This is a genomic window from Pseudomonas solani (assembly GCF_026072635.1).
In the GTDB taxonomy this organism is placed as follows: domain Bacteria; phylum Pseudomonadota; class Gammaproteobacteria; order Pseudomonadales; family Pseudomonadaceae; genus Metapseudomonas; species Metapseudomonas solani.
Genome location: NZ_AP023081.1, coordinates 1,751,291 through 1,764,508, shown reverse-complemented (window position 1 = coordinate 1,764,508; position 13,218 = coordinate 1,751,291). Strand labels below are relative to the sequence as shown.

Annotated in this window: 9 protein-coding genes; 7 read left to right on the top strand and 2 right to left on the bottom strand. The window is 68.0% G+C overall.

Features of this window, described 5'->3' with window-relative positions:
- Nucleotides 1-129 precede the first annotated feature (129 nt).
- The gene (locus PSm6_RS08140; RefSeq protein WP_021221215.1) at nt 130-585 is read right to left on the bottom strand and encodes a hypothetical protein; all 456 of its coding nucleotides are present in this window, start codon (nt 583-585) and stop codon (nt 130-132) included.
- A 201-nt stretch (nt 586-786) separates the two neighbouring features.
- Between PSm6_RS08140 and PSm6_RS08135 the strand changes: the two genes are divergently transcribed.
- Together PSm6_RS08135 and PSm6_RS08130 are read left to right on the top strand one after the other, a co-directional pair.
- Nucleotides 787-2,571 carry a phosphoethanolamine transferase CptA gene (locus PSm6_RS08135; protein ID WP_265170005.1) on the top strand — a complete coding sequence of 595 codons (1,785 nt, stop codon included), beginning with the start codon at nt 787-789 and terminating at the stop codon, nt 2,569-2,571.
- A gap of 151 nt (nt 2,572-2,722) precedes the next feature.
- Entirely contained in the window at nt 2,723-3,631 is a 909-nt protein-coding gene (locus PSm6_RS08130) for a DUF808 domain-containing protein (RefSeq protein WP_021221213.1), read from the top strand.
- Between the two features lie 211 nt (nt 3,632-3,842).
- Here PSm6_RS08130 and PSm6_RS08125 read toward each other — a convergent pair whose 3' ends face one another.
- The gene (locus PSm6_RS08125) at nt 3,843-4,238 is read right to left on the bottom strand and encodes a YkgJ family cysteine cluster protein (protein ID WP_043240585.1); all 396 of its coding nucleotides are present in this window, start codon (nt 4,236-4,238) and stop codon (nt 3,843-3,845) included.
- A 299-nt stretch (nt 4,239-4,537) separates the two neighbouring features.
- Between PSm6_RS08125 and PSm6_RS08120 the strand changes: the two genes are divergently transcribed.
- The 5 genes from PSm6_RS08120 (at nt 4,538) to PSm6_RS08100 (ending at nt 13,185) form a co-directional block, all read left to right on the top strand.
- Entirely contained in the window at nt 4,538-8,173 is a 3,636-nt protein-coding gene (locus PSm6_RS08120; RefSeq protein ID WP_443096609.1) for a DUF2339 domain-containing protein, read from the top strand.
- The gene (locus PSm6_RS08115; RefSeq protein ID WP_043240592.1) at nt 8,170-9,546 is read left to right on the top strand and encodes a DUF3999 domain-containing protein; all 1,377 of its coding nucleotides are present in this window, start codon (nt 8,170-8,172) and stop codon (nt 9,544-9,546) included. Before PSm6_RS08120 ends, PSm6_RS08115 begins: the two co-directional genes overlap by 4 nt.
- Before the next feature lie 205 nt (nt 9,547-9,751).
- Nucleotides 9,752-11,398, top strand: coding sequence for a histidine kinase N-terminal 7TM domain-containing diguanylate cyclase (locus PSm6_RS08110; RefSeq protein ID WP_265170003.1), 1,647 nt, complete (start codon nt 9,752-9,754; stop codon nt 11,396-11,398).
- A 173-nt stretch (nt 11,399-11,571) separates the two neighbouring features.
- On the top strand, nt 11,572-12,582 hold the full coding sequence (locus PSm6_RS08105; RefSeq protein WP_021221208.1) for a class 1 fructose-bisphosphatase: 1,011 nt from the start codon (nt 11,572-11,574) through the stop codon (nt 12,580-12,582).
- Between the two features lie 3 nt (nt 12,583-12,585).
- On the top strand, nt 12,586-13,185 hold the full coding sequence (locus tag PSm6_RS08100) for a DUF924 family protein (RefSeq protein WP_043240601.1): 600 nt from the start codon (nt 12,586-12,588) through the stop codon (nt 13,183-13,185).
- The last annotated feature ends 33 nt before the right edge of the window (nt 13,186-13,218 follow it).

Genomic DNA, 13,218 nt, shown 5'->3' with positions numbered 1-13,218 from the left:
GTTGTTCCGGCAACCGCAAGCGGGCGCTGGCAACGGCGAAGCGGGGGAGAGGAGGAGGGGGGACGACGAAGCGAAGCCCTCGGCCTTCGGTCGGATCACCCAAGGCCTGCGGGAGCTGCCGACGACTGGTCAGTCGGAAGATGTGCGGCGATCGTGTCGATAGAGCCAGGCGAGCGGTGGCAGCAGGGCAAGCAGGGCAAAACCGTCGACCCACAGGTGCGCCCAGATGCCCCGCTGCGCGGAGAGCAGCATGTCCTGCGGGGCCCACAGCAGGATGCCGACCATCATCCAGCCCCAGGCCGAAGCGTTGCGCCCACGGTCGCCGATGCGCACCAGGGCGAACATGAACACCGCGTAGCTTTGCATCGTGGCGCCGAACAGGGCCTGCCACCACAGCTGCTGATCGCGCGCGCCCGCCGGCACTGCGCCGGTCCAGAAGGCGTGCTCGACGCCCTGCTGATAGGCCTCGAACAGCGGCAGGTGGTTGAACCAGGTGAGCGCGAGGCCGGCACAGAGATGGCCGAAGGCGGCGGCATACAGCCAATAAACGAGGAGCTGGCGGAGGCGTGCGTGCGGGGTGGTCATCGACATTCCGTGTCCTGCTGAAGCATGGGTGGTGGCGGAGTGTAGCGACTTTGCCCCCACGCCATTGGGATGCGTTGCGCGTGAGCGCGCACTCCCGGGCCGTATCGCCTTTCTTGACGAAGTTTTCACACGTGCTTGTGCAGAGTCCGTGCGGTTCCTGCCGGTTCGCTCGGCAGCCTGTATCCGACTGATGGAGTTCTTATGCCGTCGCACGTGCGTGATCAAGGGGCCCGGAAACTCGACTGGGCCGGTCTGGGCTGGCTGTTCCTGTTCTTCTGGTGCTTCTCGGGCCTCACCCAGGCGCTGATCCTCGCCACCGACACCAGCGGCTTCACCGGCTTCCGCCAGGCCTTCCTGCTCAGCGGCCTGTGGCTGATCCCGGTGCTGCTGTTCCCGGCCCGCACCCGCACCCTCGCCGCGGTGATCGGCGTGATGCTCTGGCTGGCCTCGTTGCCGGCGCTGTTCTACTTCCTGGTGTACGGCCAGGAGTTTTCCCAGAGCGTCATCTTCATCATGTTCGAGTCCAATACCGCCGAGGCCGGCGAGTACCTGACCCAGTACATGACCTGGTGGATCCCCCTGGTGCTGCTGGCCTACGCCGCCGTCGCCTGGCTGATCTGGCGGCGCCTGCGCCCGGTGTACCTGCCCCGTGGCAAGGCGCTGGCGATCAGCGCGGCCTTGCTGGTGGCGCTGCTCGGCTACCCGGTGACCAAGCAGATGATGGTCAACGACAGCTTCGAGCAGGCCATGGACGGCATCGACAAGCGTCTGGAGCCGGCGGTGCCCTGGCAACTGGCGGTGGGCTACCGGCAATACCGCCAGCAGCTGTCCAACATGCAGGACCTGCTGGAAGGCAACGCCCGCATCGCGCCCCTGGCCAACCTGCACGACATCAACGGCAACCAGCCGTCGACCCTGGTGCTGGTCATCGGCGAATCCACCAACCGCCAGCGCATGAGCCTGTATGGCTACCCACGCTCGACCACGCCGAACCTCGACAAGCTGCGCGGCGAGCTGCAGGTGTTCGACAACGTGGTCACCCCGCGCCCCTACACCATCGAGGCGCTGCAGCAGGTGCTGAGCTTCGCCGACGAGGGCAACCCGGACGCCTACCTGAGCAAGCCCTCGCTGCTGAACATGATGAAACAGGCGGGCTACAAGACCTTCTGGATCACCAACCAGCAGACCCTGACCAAGCGCAACACCATGCTCACCACCTTCTCCAAGCAGGCCGACGAGCAGTTCTACCTGAACAACAACCGCAACCAGAATGCTCGCCAGTACGACGACGACGTGTTCGAGCCCTTCGCCAAGGTCCTCGCCGACCAGGCGCCACGCAAGTTCATCGTGGTGCACCTGCTGGGCACCCACATGAGCTACCAGTACCGCTACCCGCCGGAGTACGAGCGCTTCACCGATCGCCAGGGCGTGCCGCCCAACGTCACCGACGACCAGTTGCCCACCTACAACAGCTACGACAACGCCGTGCTGTTCAACGACCACGTGGTCTCCACCCTGATCGAGCGCTTCAAGGCCACCGACCCGAACGGCTTCCTGCTCTACCTGTCCGACCACGGCGAGGCGGTGTTCGACCCCGAGCACCCGCAGGTGCTGGGGCGCAACGAGGCGGCGCCCACCGCGCCCATGTACACCATCCCCTTCATGGTCTGGACCAGCCCCGCCTGGCAACAGAGCCACCCGCGCAACTTCGCCGGTACCTTCGACCGGCCCTTCAGCAGCGCCGGGCTGGTGCACACCTGGGCGGACCTCGCCGGCCTGCGTTTCGACACGCTCGACCCCAGCCGCAGCCTGGTCAGTGCCGACTTCAAGGCGCGCCCGTTGATGATCGGTAACCCCTACACGCTGAAGACCATGATCGACTTCAGCCTGATCAAGCCCAAACCCAAGGCCGCCGCCAAACCGGTGGAAGTGGCAAAGGAGGGCGACCAGCCCCTGCAGAGCGGCCCGCCCAGCACCCGTGGTTGAGGTGAGATAGCGTCCGGCCCCGGCCTTGACTGTGCCGGGGCGTCTGTCTGTCAGCTTTTTGCTTGGAAATCCGACGGGCCGATGGAATGGCGCCGTAGGCTGTTGCATCATTCCGCACCTGCAACGCCTTCCCCCACTCAAGGATTTCCACATGGCCGGAGCCAGCCTGCTCACCCTGCTAGACGATATCGCCAGCGTCCTCGACGACGTTTCCCTGATGACCAAGGTCGCCGCGAAGAAAACCGCCGGCGTACTGGGGGACGACCTGGCCCTCAACGCCCAGCAGGTTTCCGGCGTGCAGGCCGAGCGCGAGCTGCCGGTGGTCTGGGCAGTGGCCAAGGGCTCGGCGGTGAACAAGGCGATCCTGGTGCCGGCCGCGCTACTGATCAGCGCCTTCGCGCCCTGGGCGGTGACCCCGCTGTTGATGGTGGGCGGCGCCTACCTGTGCTTCGAGGGCTTCGAGAAGCTAGCCCACAAGTGGCTGCACAGCGCCGAGGAAGACGAGCAGAGCCACGCCGCCCATGTCGAGGCGCTGGCCAAGACCGACGTCGATGTCGTGGCCTTCGAGAAGGACAAGGTCAAGGGTGCCGTCCGCACCGACTTCATCCTCTCCGCCGAAATCATCGCCATCACCCTGGGGACGGTCGCCGAGTCCTCCTTCGGGGTGCAGGTGGCCGTGCTGGTGGGCATCGCCGCGATCATGACCGTCGGCGTGTACGGCCTGGTGGCCGGCATCGTCAAACTGGACGACCTGGGCCTCTACCTCAGTCGCAAGGCCAGCCAGGCCGCGCAGAGCATCGGCCGCGCCATCCTGCGTGCCGCGCCGTACATGATGAAAGGGTTGTCGGTGATCGGCACCGCCGCGATGTTCCTTGTGGGCGGCGGCATCCTCACCCACGGCATTCCTGCTGCCCACGAGCCCATCCATCACCTGGCCGAAGCGGCGGGCGCCGCTGGCGTGGTGGTGCCGACCCTGATCAACGGCGTGGTCGGCATCGTCGCCGGTGCGCTGGTGCTGGTGGTGGTGAGCCTGGCGAAGAAGCTGTTCGCCAAGGGCTGATAGCCGCCCATGAAAAACGCCCCGCTGGCATCGCCCGCGGGGCGTTTTCGTTTTCAGGGGCTCGTATTACCGCTCGGACCGTAGCCCGGGCTTCAGCCCGGGGGCCGGGGCATCGCGGATGAATCCGCTCCCACAAGGCAGCATCCTGGGTGGCTGGCAATTGCCGAGGTGAGTAGGGCGGGTGAAACCCGCCTTGGTCGAGGTCGCGGGATCAGGCGTTGGGCTTGAAGGCGCAGTAGCCGGGGCGCGGGCCGATCCTGGGGTGGTTGCGGCAGGTTTCCGGGCGCTTGTCGTAGATGGTGCACAGGCGCGACTTGCGGTCGAGGAAGTAGCAGTCGTTGTTGGCCATGCGGGCCAGGGTGAAGATGCCCGACTTCTGGTTGAAGCGTTCCACCAGGCCGTCCTTCATCAGGCGCTTGGCGATGTTCTTCGGCGGCTCGCCACGCTCGAAGTCGGCCACCAGCTCCATGCGGATCAGATCGCTGATGCGGGCCTCGACCGGCATGGTGCAGCAGCTGGAGACGCAGGCGTGGCACATGCTCTTTTCGTAACGGATCCAGGTTTCGGTGCGATCGATGTCGGCACCGACGATGAGCATGGTTTTCATGGCTTGGGCGCGGGCTTGGGGCTGGGAGGGCGCGCATCATAGCGGGATTGGCGAATTTGTGAACAGTTTGCCGCCGGCCGGCGAGACGATTTCTACTCTCTGTGCGCAATCGAATGAATTTTCTGTGTCTGTGAGATGGCCAGCATTCGTCTGTAGGGAGTGTTCCGTTTCGCTCGATATACTGGCGCGTCGCCATTTACGCCGGGCGGCGGCGTTGAACGTGCAGGGATCTGGCGTTTCTTCTCAATCACTTGGGAATTCAGTGCATGCAATGGATCTTCATGCTGGTGGGTCTGGCCATGGGAGCGGCAGCCGGTGAATCGATCACCGGAGCCCTGCTGGGCGGCCTCCTCGGATTGGGCCTCGGACAGGCGATCCGCCTGCACGGGCTGAGTACGGAAAACGCCGCCCTGCAGAAGCAGCTGCGCGAGTTCGCGGCCCGTTTCGATGTCGGTACGCAGGCCATCCATGAGCGGCTGCTCAAGGTCGAGCGCAGCGGGGTGCAACCCACCGCTCCCGCCGCGCCGCCCACCGAGGCGCCCGTGCCAGTGCCGGAAGCGCCCGTCGTCCATGCCCAGGCCGCCGCACCGGAGAAGCCGGAGCAACCGGTGGACGACAGCGAGCTGGTCTGGGAACTGCCTGCGGAGCTCGAGCCGGAGCCCCTGGTGGTCAGCCCGCCACCGCGCCAGCCGGATGTCAGCGACTGGACCCTGGAACCCCTCCCCGAGCCCTTGGCCGAACCGCTGCCGCCGCGCCAGCCGGAGCCCATGGTCGCCCGTGCCCCGGTCACCCCGCCCCCACCGCCGCCGCCCCGCGAGCCCTCGCTGTTCGAGCGCGGCTTCGAGGCCGCGCGCAACTGGCTGTTCGGCGGCAACACCGTGCTGCGGGTCGGCGTGCTGCTGCTGTTCCTCGGCCTGGCCTTCCTCCTGCGCTACGCCACCGAAGGCATGGTGGTGCCCATCGAGGTGCGCTATGCAGGTGTGGCCGCTGCGGCCATCGCCCTGCTGGGGCTGGGCTGGTGGCTGCGCAAGCGCAACCCCAACTACGGCCTGATGCTGCAGGGTGCGGGTATTGCGGTGCTCTACCTGACGGTGTTCGCGGCGATGCGCCTGCATCCGCTGCTGGACCCGAAGATGGCGCTGATCCTGCTGATCGTGGTCACCCTCTGCTCGGCCATCCTCGCGGTGCTGCAGGACGCCCTGGGCCTGGCCGCCGCTGCGGCACTGGGTGGTTTCGCCGCGCCGATCCTCACCTCCACCGGCAGCGGCAACCATGTCGCGCTGTTCTCCTATTTCGCCCTGCTCAACGCCGGCATCTTCGCCATCGCCTGGTTCAAGGCCTGGCGCCTGCTCAACCTGATCGGCTTCGTCGGCACCTTCGGCATCGGCTTCGCCTGGGGCCTGCGCTCCTACAAGCCGGAGCTGTTCGCCAGCACCGAGCCCTTCCTGGTGCTGTTCTTCCTCATGTACCTGGCCATCGGCCTGCTGTTCGCCCGGCGCAAGCTGCGTGAAGCGGCGGCCGCGCCGGATGGCGAGCGTGATGCGCTGCTGCGCTGGTCGGCGCGCCAGGGCGACTACATCGACGGCACCGTGCTGTTCGGCCCGCCCCTGGTCGGTTTCGGCCTGCAGTACGCGGTGATCCACCACATCGAGTTCGGCGCCGCCTTCAGCGCCCTGGCCATGGGCCTGCTGTACATGTTCATCGCCCGGGTCCTGGCCGGTCGCGCACCGGGCCGCGCCTTGTTGCTGGTGGAAACCTGCATGGCTCTCGGCGTGGTGTTCGGCACCCTGGCCATCCCGCTGGGCCTGGATGCGCGCTGGACCTCCGCTGCCTGGGCCGTGGAAGGCGCCGGCATCTTCTGGTTGGGCCTGCGTCAGCGCCGGCCGCTGGCCCGCGCCTTCGCCCTGCTGTTGCAGGTGGGGGCGGCACTGGCCTTCCTCGGCAGCCTGCGCGTGGGCGTCGACAGCCTGCTGGACGGTGCGGCGCTGGGCGCGCTGATGCTCGGCGTGGCGCTGCTGTTCAGCTTCTGGCAGCTGCGCGGTGCGCAGGAGGAAGAGGCGTCCGCCTGGGAGCGCAGCGGCTTGCCGGTGCTGGCCTGCAGCGGGCTGGCCTTCCTCTACCTGATCGCGCCGCTGTGCCTGCGCGCCGAAGGCACCGCCATCGTCTGGGCCCTGGCCGGCCTGGCGACCCTCTACGTCGGCCTGCGCCTGGCCTCGCGCACCTTCCTCTTCAGCGCCTTCGCCGTGCAGCTGCTCGGTGGCGCCGTGTTCCTCCTGGGCATGGACCGCAGCGGGCTGGGCAGCGGCAGTGCGCTGGGCTGGAGTGGCCTGGTCACCGCCTCGCTGATCGGCCTGGCGCTGATCGGCGGCATGCTGGTGGCGGCCCGCGACGACATGGTGCGCAACGACAAGCGCCTGCTGCACAGCATGTCCCTGGTGCTGCTGGTGGGTCTGGTGTTCATCAACCTGGCGGTGCTCTTCGTCCTGCCCTGGCGTACGGCCAGCGCGGTATGGGGCGGCAGCGGCCTGCTGATCGTCTGGCTCAGCCTGCACCTGCAACTGCGCGCCAGCTTCGTCTTCGGCCTGGCGCTGCAGGTGATCGCCGGCCTGAGCTTCCTCGCGGTGAGCCCGCTGCTGCTCGGCCAGTTGAGTGCCGAGGGCTTGCGCCCGCTGGCCCACGCCGGCTTCTGGACGCCGCTGGTGCTGTCCCTGGCCGCCCTGGCCGGCGCCTGGCGCCTGCACCACGAGACCCGTCGCGAAGACCCGCGCCTGCAAGGCCTGAGCCTGGGGCACCTGTCGCAACTGCTGCTGGTGTGGAGCGCGGGCTGGTGGACCCTGACCTGGGTCGCCGAGATCGCCCGCTTCGCCGCGCCGGAACTGCAGGTGCCCCTGGTGCTGCTGGCGGCGGCGGTGACCGTGGCGCTGTGGATGCTGCTGGCGCTGCGCACCCAGTGGCGCACCCTGGCGCTGCTCTGCCTGCTGCTGGTGCCGGGTGCGCTGGTGGTGCTGATGCTTGCCTGGAACCCGCATTACCACCCGGCGGCGGACTTCGGCTGGCTGGGCTGGGGCGCGCTGTTCGCGGTGCACCTGCTGGCCCTGCGCAAGCTCCACGGGCTGCTGCCGGAAGGTCCCCGCAGCGCCGCCCACGTGCTGGGTTGCTGGTTGATCCTCGGGGTGCTGGCGCTGGAGCTGCGTTACCTGCTGATGCTGCTGTCCGAGCATTACAACGCCTGGCGCTGGCTGGGCTGGGCCCTGTTGCCGAGCCTCTACCTGCTGCTGGTCACCCGGGTGTCGCGCCTGCCCTGGCCGGTGGTCGCCTTCCCGCGCGAATACCGCCTGTGGGCCGCCATGCCCCTGGCGGCGATGATGCTGGCCTGGTTCTGGATCGCCAACGCCTGGAGCGACGGCAGTGCCGACCCGCTGCCCTACCTGCCGCTGGTCAACCCGCTGGAGCTGGGCCTGCTGTTCGCCCTGCTGGGCGTCTGGCTGTGGCTGCGCGAGAACCTCGGCGAGTTCGGCTTCGACACCAGCATCCAGCGCCTGGCGCCGCAGCTGGTGGTGGGCGCCTCGCTGTTCGCCCTGGCCACGGCCATCGTCTTCCGCAGCGCCCACCACTGGGGCGGCGTGCCCTTCGTGCTGGATGCGCAGCTGGATTCGATGCTGGTGCAGGCCGGCCTGTCCATCGTCTGGACCAGCATCGCCCTGGGCCTGATGATCGGCGGCCACAGGCGCGTGCGCCGCGAGCTGTGGCTGGTGGGCGCCGCGCTGATCGCGGTGGTGGTGGCCAAGCTGTTCTTCGTCGAACTGGGTAACCGGGGCGGCCTGGAGCGGATCATTTCCTTCATCGGCGTCGGCGTGTTGCTGCTGGTCGTCGGTTACTTCGCGCCGCTTCCGCCCAAGCGGGCGGCGCCCGAATCGGAGCAGGTCAACGCATGAGCCGTTTCCCCCTCTTGCTGAACATCTGCCTGGGCCTGCTGTGCGTGACACAGCCGGTGCAGGCCCAGGACAGCCTGGACGACTTCGCCGCCCGGGTACCGCTCAAGGTCGAGGGCAATGGCCCCTGGTACCGCGTCGACCTGCCGATGTCGCTGCATTTCCTCGCCCGTCATGCCGACCTGCGTGACCTGCGCATCTTCAACGCCGAGGGCGAGCCCCTGGCCTATGCGCTGGCCCGGGGTGAATCCCAGGTCACCCGCAGCGAGCAGGAGCTGGAACTCAAGTGGTTCCCCCTGCGCGGCCCGGCCGATACCAGCCTGGGTGCGCCTCGGGTGCGGGTGGAACGCAGCACAACCGGCACCGTGGTCGAGGTGCTGCCGGAAGACCCGGCCGCCAGCGGCGAGCGCCTGCGTGGCTGGTTGCTGGACGCCAGTGGCATGAAAGCGCCCCTGGAGAAACTGGTGATCGACTGGAGCGAGGAGGGTGAAGGCTTCCAGCAGTTCACCATCGAGGCCAGTGACGACCTGCAGAGCTGGCAGTCCTGGGGCACCGGGCAGATCGCCCGGCTGAGCTTCGGCAACGACCATATCTACCAGCGTGAAGTGACCCTGCCCGGGCACAAGGCGCGCTACCTGCGCCTGCTCTGGCTGGACCGCGAAGCGCCGTTGCTCACCGAAGCGCGGGTCACCGGTGCCCGCCAGGAAAGCAGCCCGGCGCCGATGGTCTGGTCCGACCCGCTGCCCGCAGGCAGCCCGGCGGCCGGCGAGTACAGCTGGGACCTGCCGTTGCCGCTGCCGGTGGAGAGCCTGAAATTCTCCCTCGAACAGGCCAATACCCTGGCGCCGGTGCGGCTCCAGGCGCGGAGCAACGACACCGCGCAATGGCAGGCGCTGACCTCGGGGCTGCTCTACCGCCTGCCCAAGGACGGCAAGGAGGTGCTGCACGACCGGCTCGAACTGGACGGCTGGATGCCGGTGCAGCACCTGAAGATGAGTGTGGACCAGCGCGCCGGCGGCTTCGGCGCCAAGGCCCCGACCCTGCAGGTAGGCATGCGTGCGCTGCAACTGGTGTTCCTGGCCCGGGGCACGCCGCCCTACACTCTGGCCGTCGGCAAGCCCGGCGCGGCCAGCGCCGAACTGCCGTTGACCACCCTGGTGCCCGGCTACGGCCCCGGCAGCCTGGCGAAGATGGGCAGCGCCCAGCCCGATGGCGACCTGCGCCTGGCCGAGGCCAAGGCGGTGGTGGTGGCCGAGGAGAAGGGCTCGGCATTGGCCTGGAAGCGCATCGGCCTGTGGGCCGTCCTGTTGCTGGGCGTGGGGCTTCTGGTGCTGATGGCGCTGAGCCTGCTGAAGGGCCAAAGCAAGGGGGGCTGAGGCCGCTCGCTGAGCGAAGTTGTCACGTAGATACTGGCTTTTTGCTGTATCTTGGCGCCGTTGCGCGACAGGGGTCGCGCAACGTTCCTTTGCGTCAGGTACGACCGGTGCTCGACTTCATTTCGCAGCTGCAAGCTGCCCGCCTCTTGGGCCAGTCCTTCTTCGGGCGGCCGGTCATTCGTCGGCTCGCCGTGGGGCGCCCGGCATGAGCATGTGCAGCGGCTCCGGCTGGGCGCTGACCACTCCCGTCCTGTTCACCGGGATGCTGAGCGTCGGCATCATGTTCCTGGCCCGCTGGATCGGCCGCCAGCGCTACTTCCCGGGCCGCGCCAGCTTCGTCGTCCTGCATGTCTGCATTCTCTGGTGGCTGACCACCGCCGGCCTCGAACTGGCCGCCCAGGGCGCCTCGTGCAAGGTGTTCTGGGCCAGCATGGCCTGGCCGGGGGTCGTCGCCGTGCCCACGCTCTGGGCGGTGTTCCTCTGGCAATACGTCAACAGCATCCGCGAGCCTCTGGCGCCGCAGCGCTACCTGCCCCTGGCGATCGCGCCGCTGGCGGTATGGGGCCTGGCGCTGCTCAACCCCTGGCAGGCCTTCTATGGCCCGGCCACGGCGCCGGCTTCCAGCCTGCCGGGTGCGCCGGTGGTGTACGAGCACGGCGTGCTGTTCCACGGCACCGCGGTGTACGTCTATGTGCTGATGCTGTTCTGCCTGGCGGTGGTGAGCCGAGCGGTGATCACCAGCCACGGCCTGCATCGTCGCCACTACCTCGCCTTCGCCGTGGTCACCTGCGTGCCCTGGGCGGCCAACATCAGCTACGTGGTGTTCGGCTGGACCCTGTTCGGCTTCGACCCGACGCCCTTCAGCTTCGCCTTCACCCTGCTGGCGTTTTCCTGGCTGATCCTCGGTGTGCGCCTGTTCGACCTGTTGCCGGTGGCGCGCCACCTGTTGTTGGAGGAGCTGCCCGATCCGGTGCTGGTGATCGATGCCAAGGGCCGCGTGATCGAGGCCAACCCCGCCGCGCTGCGCCTGGCGGGCTTGCGTAACGGCTGGCAGGGCAGGGCGCTGCTGGGCTGGCCGGTGATCGGCGTCGAACTGCATGGCCTGCTGCAGGCGCAGGCCGGTGGCGAGCCGATGCTGACCCTGGGCGAGCCGCCGCGTTACTTCGAGGTGCGCGCCCGGGCCATCGAGCGGGTCACCCGCACCGGCAGCCATGTGCTGGGGCGGATGGCCTACCTGCGCGAGGTGACCGAGCGCCACCGCAGCGAGCTGCAACTGGCTGAGGCCCTGGCCCTGAGCGAGCAACGCCTGCTCACCATCTCCAGCCTGCACGAGCAGCTGCAGGAGCAGGCCCTCTGCGACCCGCTCACCGGGCTCTACAACCGCCGCTACCTCAACGAATTCTTCGCCCGCGAGCAGGCCCGTAGCCTCCGCGAGGAAACCCCCATCGCCCTGGCGCTGATCGACCTGGATCACTTCAAGCAGCTCAACGACCGCCACGGCCACCTGGTGGGCGACGACGTGCTCAAGGGCGTCGCCGGCTTCCTGGAATGCAGCCTGCGCAGCACCGACGCGGTGTTCCGCATCGGCGGCGAGGAGTTCCTGCTGATCCTGCCCGGGGCCGACAGCGAAGAGGCGCGCCTGCGCCTGGAAGCCATCCGTCGCGAACTGGCCGATACCGGCCTGGCCACCCGTGGCGGCAAGCTGCACGTGACCCTATCCGCCGGCCTGGCCATCTGGCCCAGCCAGGGGCAGAGCCTCGACGAGCTGCTGCAGTTGGCCGATGCCGCGCTGTACGACGCCAAGCGCAACGGCCGCAACCAGGTCTGCGCGCTGGCCCGGGTGAGCCTCTGAGCCGTCGCTGAACCAGTTGGCGTTTGCTGCGTCAGATGATTCTGCGTGCCGCCCAGAAGGCCTCCGGCGCCTCTGCTCCGGGCATTGCAGAAGGCTGCCGAGCGGCTTGCAGCATTGCGGCGCGAGTCGCGCTAAACTGCGCGCGTTTTTACTTCCCCTCCGGAGCCTCTTCCATGTCCCGCGTAACCCTGAGTCGCTATCTGATCGAGCAGACCCGTAGCCACAACACCCCTGCCGATCTGCGCTTCCTCATCGAGATCGTGGCGCGTGCGTGCAAGGAAATCAGCCATGCCGTTTCCAAGGGCGCCCTCGGCGGCGTGCTCGGCAGCATGGGCACCGAGAACGTACAGGGCGAGGTACAGAAGAAGCTCGACGTGCTCTCCAACGAAATCCTCCTGGAAGCCAACGAGTGGGGCGGCCACCTGGCCGGCATGGCCTCCGAAGAGATGGACAACGCCTACCAGATCCCCGGCAAGTACCCCAAGGGCGCGTACCTGCTGGTATTCGACCCGCTGGACGGCTCTTCCAACATCGACGTCAACGTCTCGGTCGGCACCATCTTCTCGGTGCTGCGCTGCCCGGACGAGTACCTCTCCCAGAACGACAGCCTCAACGAGCAGGCCTTCCTGCAGCCGGGCACCAAGCAGGTGGCCGCCGGCTACGCCATCTACGGCCCGCAGACCATGCTGCTGCTGACCCTGGGCGACGGCGTCAAGGGCTTCACCCTGGACCGCGAGCTGGGCAGCTTCGTACTGACCCACGATGACATCCGCGTGCCCACCGCCACCGCCGAGTTCGCCATCAACATGTCCAACCAGCGCCACTGGGAAGCCCCGGTCAAGCGCTACGTGGACGAGCTGCTGGCCGGCAAGGAAGGCCCGCTGGGCAAGAACTACAACATGCGCTGGATCGCCTCTATGGTGGCCGACGTGCACCGCATCCTCACCCGTGGCGGCCTGTTCATGTACCCCTGGGACGCCCGTGAGCCGGAGAAGCCCGGTAAGCTGCGCCTGATGTACGAAGCCAACCCGATGTCCTTCATCATCGAGCAGGCCGGCGGCGCCTCCACCGATGGCCGTCAGCGCATCCTCGACATCCAGCCCACCTCCCTGCACCAGCGCGTGCCGGTGTTCCTGGGTTCCAAGGAAGAAGTCGAGCGCGTTACCGGCTACCACCAGGAATAAGCCATGCAGCCCTGGCAGCCGTTGCTCGACTGGTGGTTCGGCGATTTCGCCGACGCTGCCGAGACGGCTGCCGCGCGCCAGGGCCTGTGGTTCGGCAAGCGCGACAGCCAGGACCAACACGCCCGCCAGTGCTTCGGCACCCAGGTGGAGCAGGCGCTGGACGGCGGCCTGGCCGACTGGGCGGAACAGCCCGAGGGCTGGCTGGCGCTGATCCTGCTGCTGGACCAGCTGCCGCGCATGCTCTTCCGTGACCAGCCCCGCGCCTATGCCGGCGACAGCCGTGCCCTGGCACTGGTGCGCGACGGCATCGCCCGGGGCCTGGATGCGCAGCTCACGCCGATCCGCCGGGTGTTCGTCGAGATCGTCTTCGAGCACGCCGAGGACTTGGCCACCCAGGAGCTGGCCGTGCTGCGCTACACCGCCCTGCGCGATGCCGTTTCCCCTGCCGAGCGCGAGCTGTTCGACGACTTCCTCGACTACGCCGTGCGCCACCACGCGGTGATCGCCCGCTTCGGCCGCTTCCCCCATCGCAACGCCATCCTCGGCCGTGCCTCCAGCGTCGAGGAAGCCGCTTTCCTCAAGGAACCCGGCTCGCGCTTCTGACTCCAATGGGCATTCCCCGTGGCGCTGTGCCAA

What these genes read in the sequence shown, in the direction of transcription:
- PSm6_RS08140 (WP_021221215.1), bottom strand. Translation starts at nt 585, where the DNA reads ATGACCACCCCGCACGCACGCCTCCGCCAGCTCCTCGTTTATTGGCTG.
- PSm6_RS08135 (WP_265170005.1), top strand. Translation starts at nt 787, where the DNA reads ATGCCGTCGCACGTGCGTGATCAAGGGGCCCGGAAACTCGACTGGGCC.
- PSm6_RS08130 (WP_021221213.1), top strand. Translation starts at nt 2,723, where the DNA reads ATGGCCGGAGCCAGCCTGCTCACCCTGCTAGACGATATCGCCAGCGTC.
- PSm6_RS08125 (WP_043240585.1), bottom strand. Translation starts at nt 4,238, where the DNA reads ATGAAAACCATGCTCATCGTCGGTGCCGACATCGATCGCACCGAAACC.
- PSm6_RS08120 (WP_443096609.1), top strand. Translation starts at nt 4,538, where the DNA reads ATGGGAGCGGCAGCCGGTGAATCGATCACCGGAGCCCTGCTGGGCGGC.
- PSm6_RS08115 (WP_043240592.1), top strand. Translation starts at nt 8,170, where the DNA reads ATGAGCCGTTTCCCCCTCTTGCTGAACATCTGCCTGGGCCTGCTGTGC.
- PSm6_RS08110 (WP_265170003.1), top strand. Translation starts at nt 9,752, where the DNA reads ATGAGCATGTGCAGCGGCTCCGGCTGGGCGCTGACCACTCCCGTCCTG.
- PSm6_RS08105 (WP_021221208.1), top strand. Translation starts at nt 11,572, where the DNA reads ATGTCCCGCGTAACCCTGAGTCGCTATCTGATCGAGCAGACCCGTAGC.
- PSm6_RS08100 (WP_043240601.1), top strand. Translation starts at nt 12,586, where the DNA reads ATGCAGCCCTGGCAGCCGTTGCTCGACTGGTGGTTCGGCGATTTCGCC.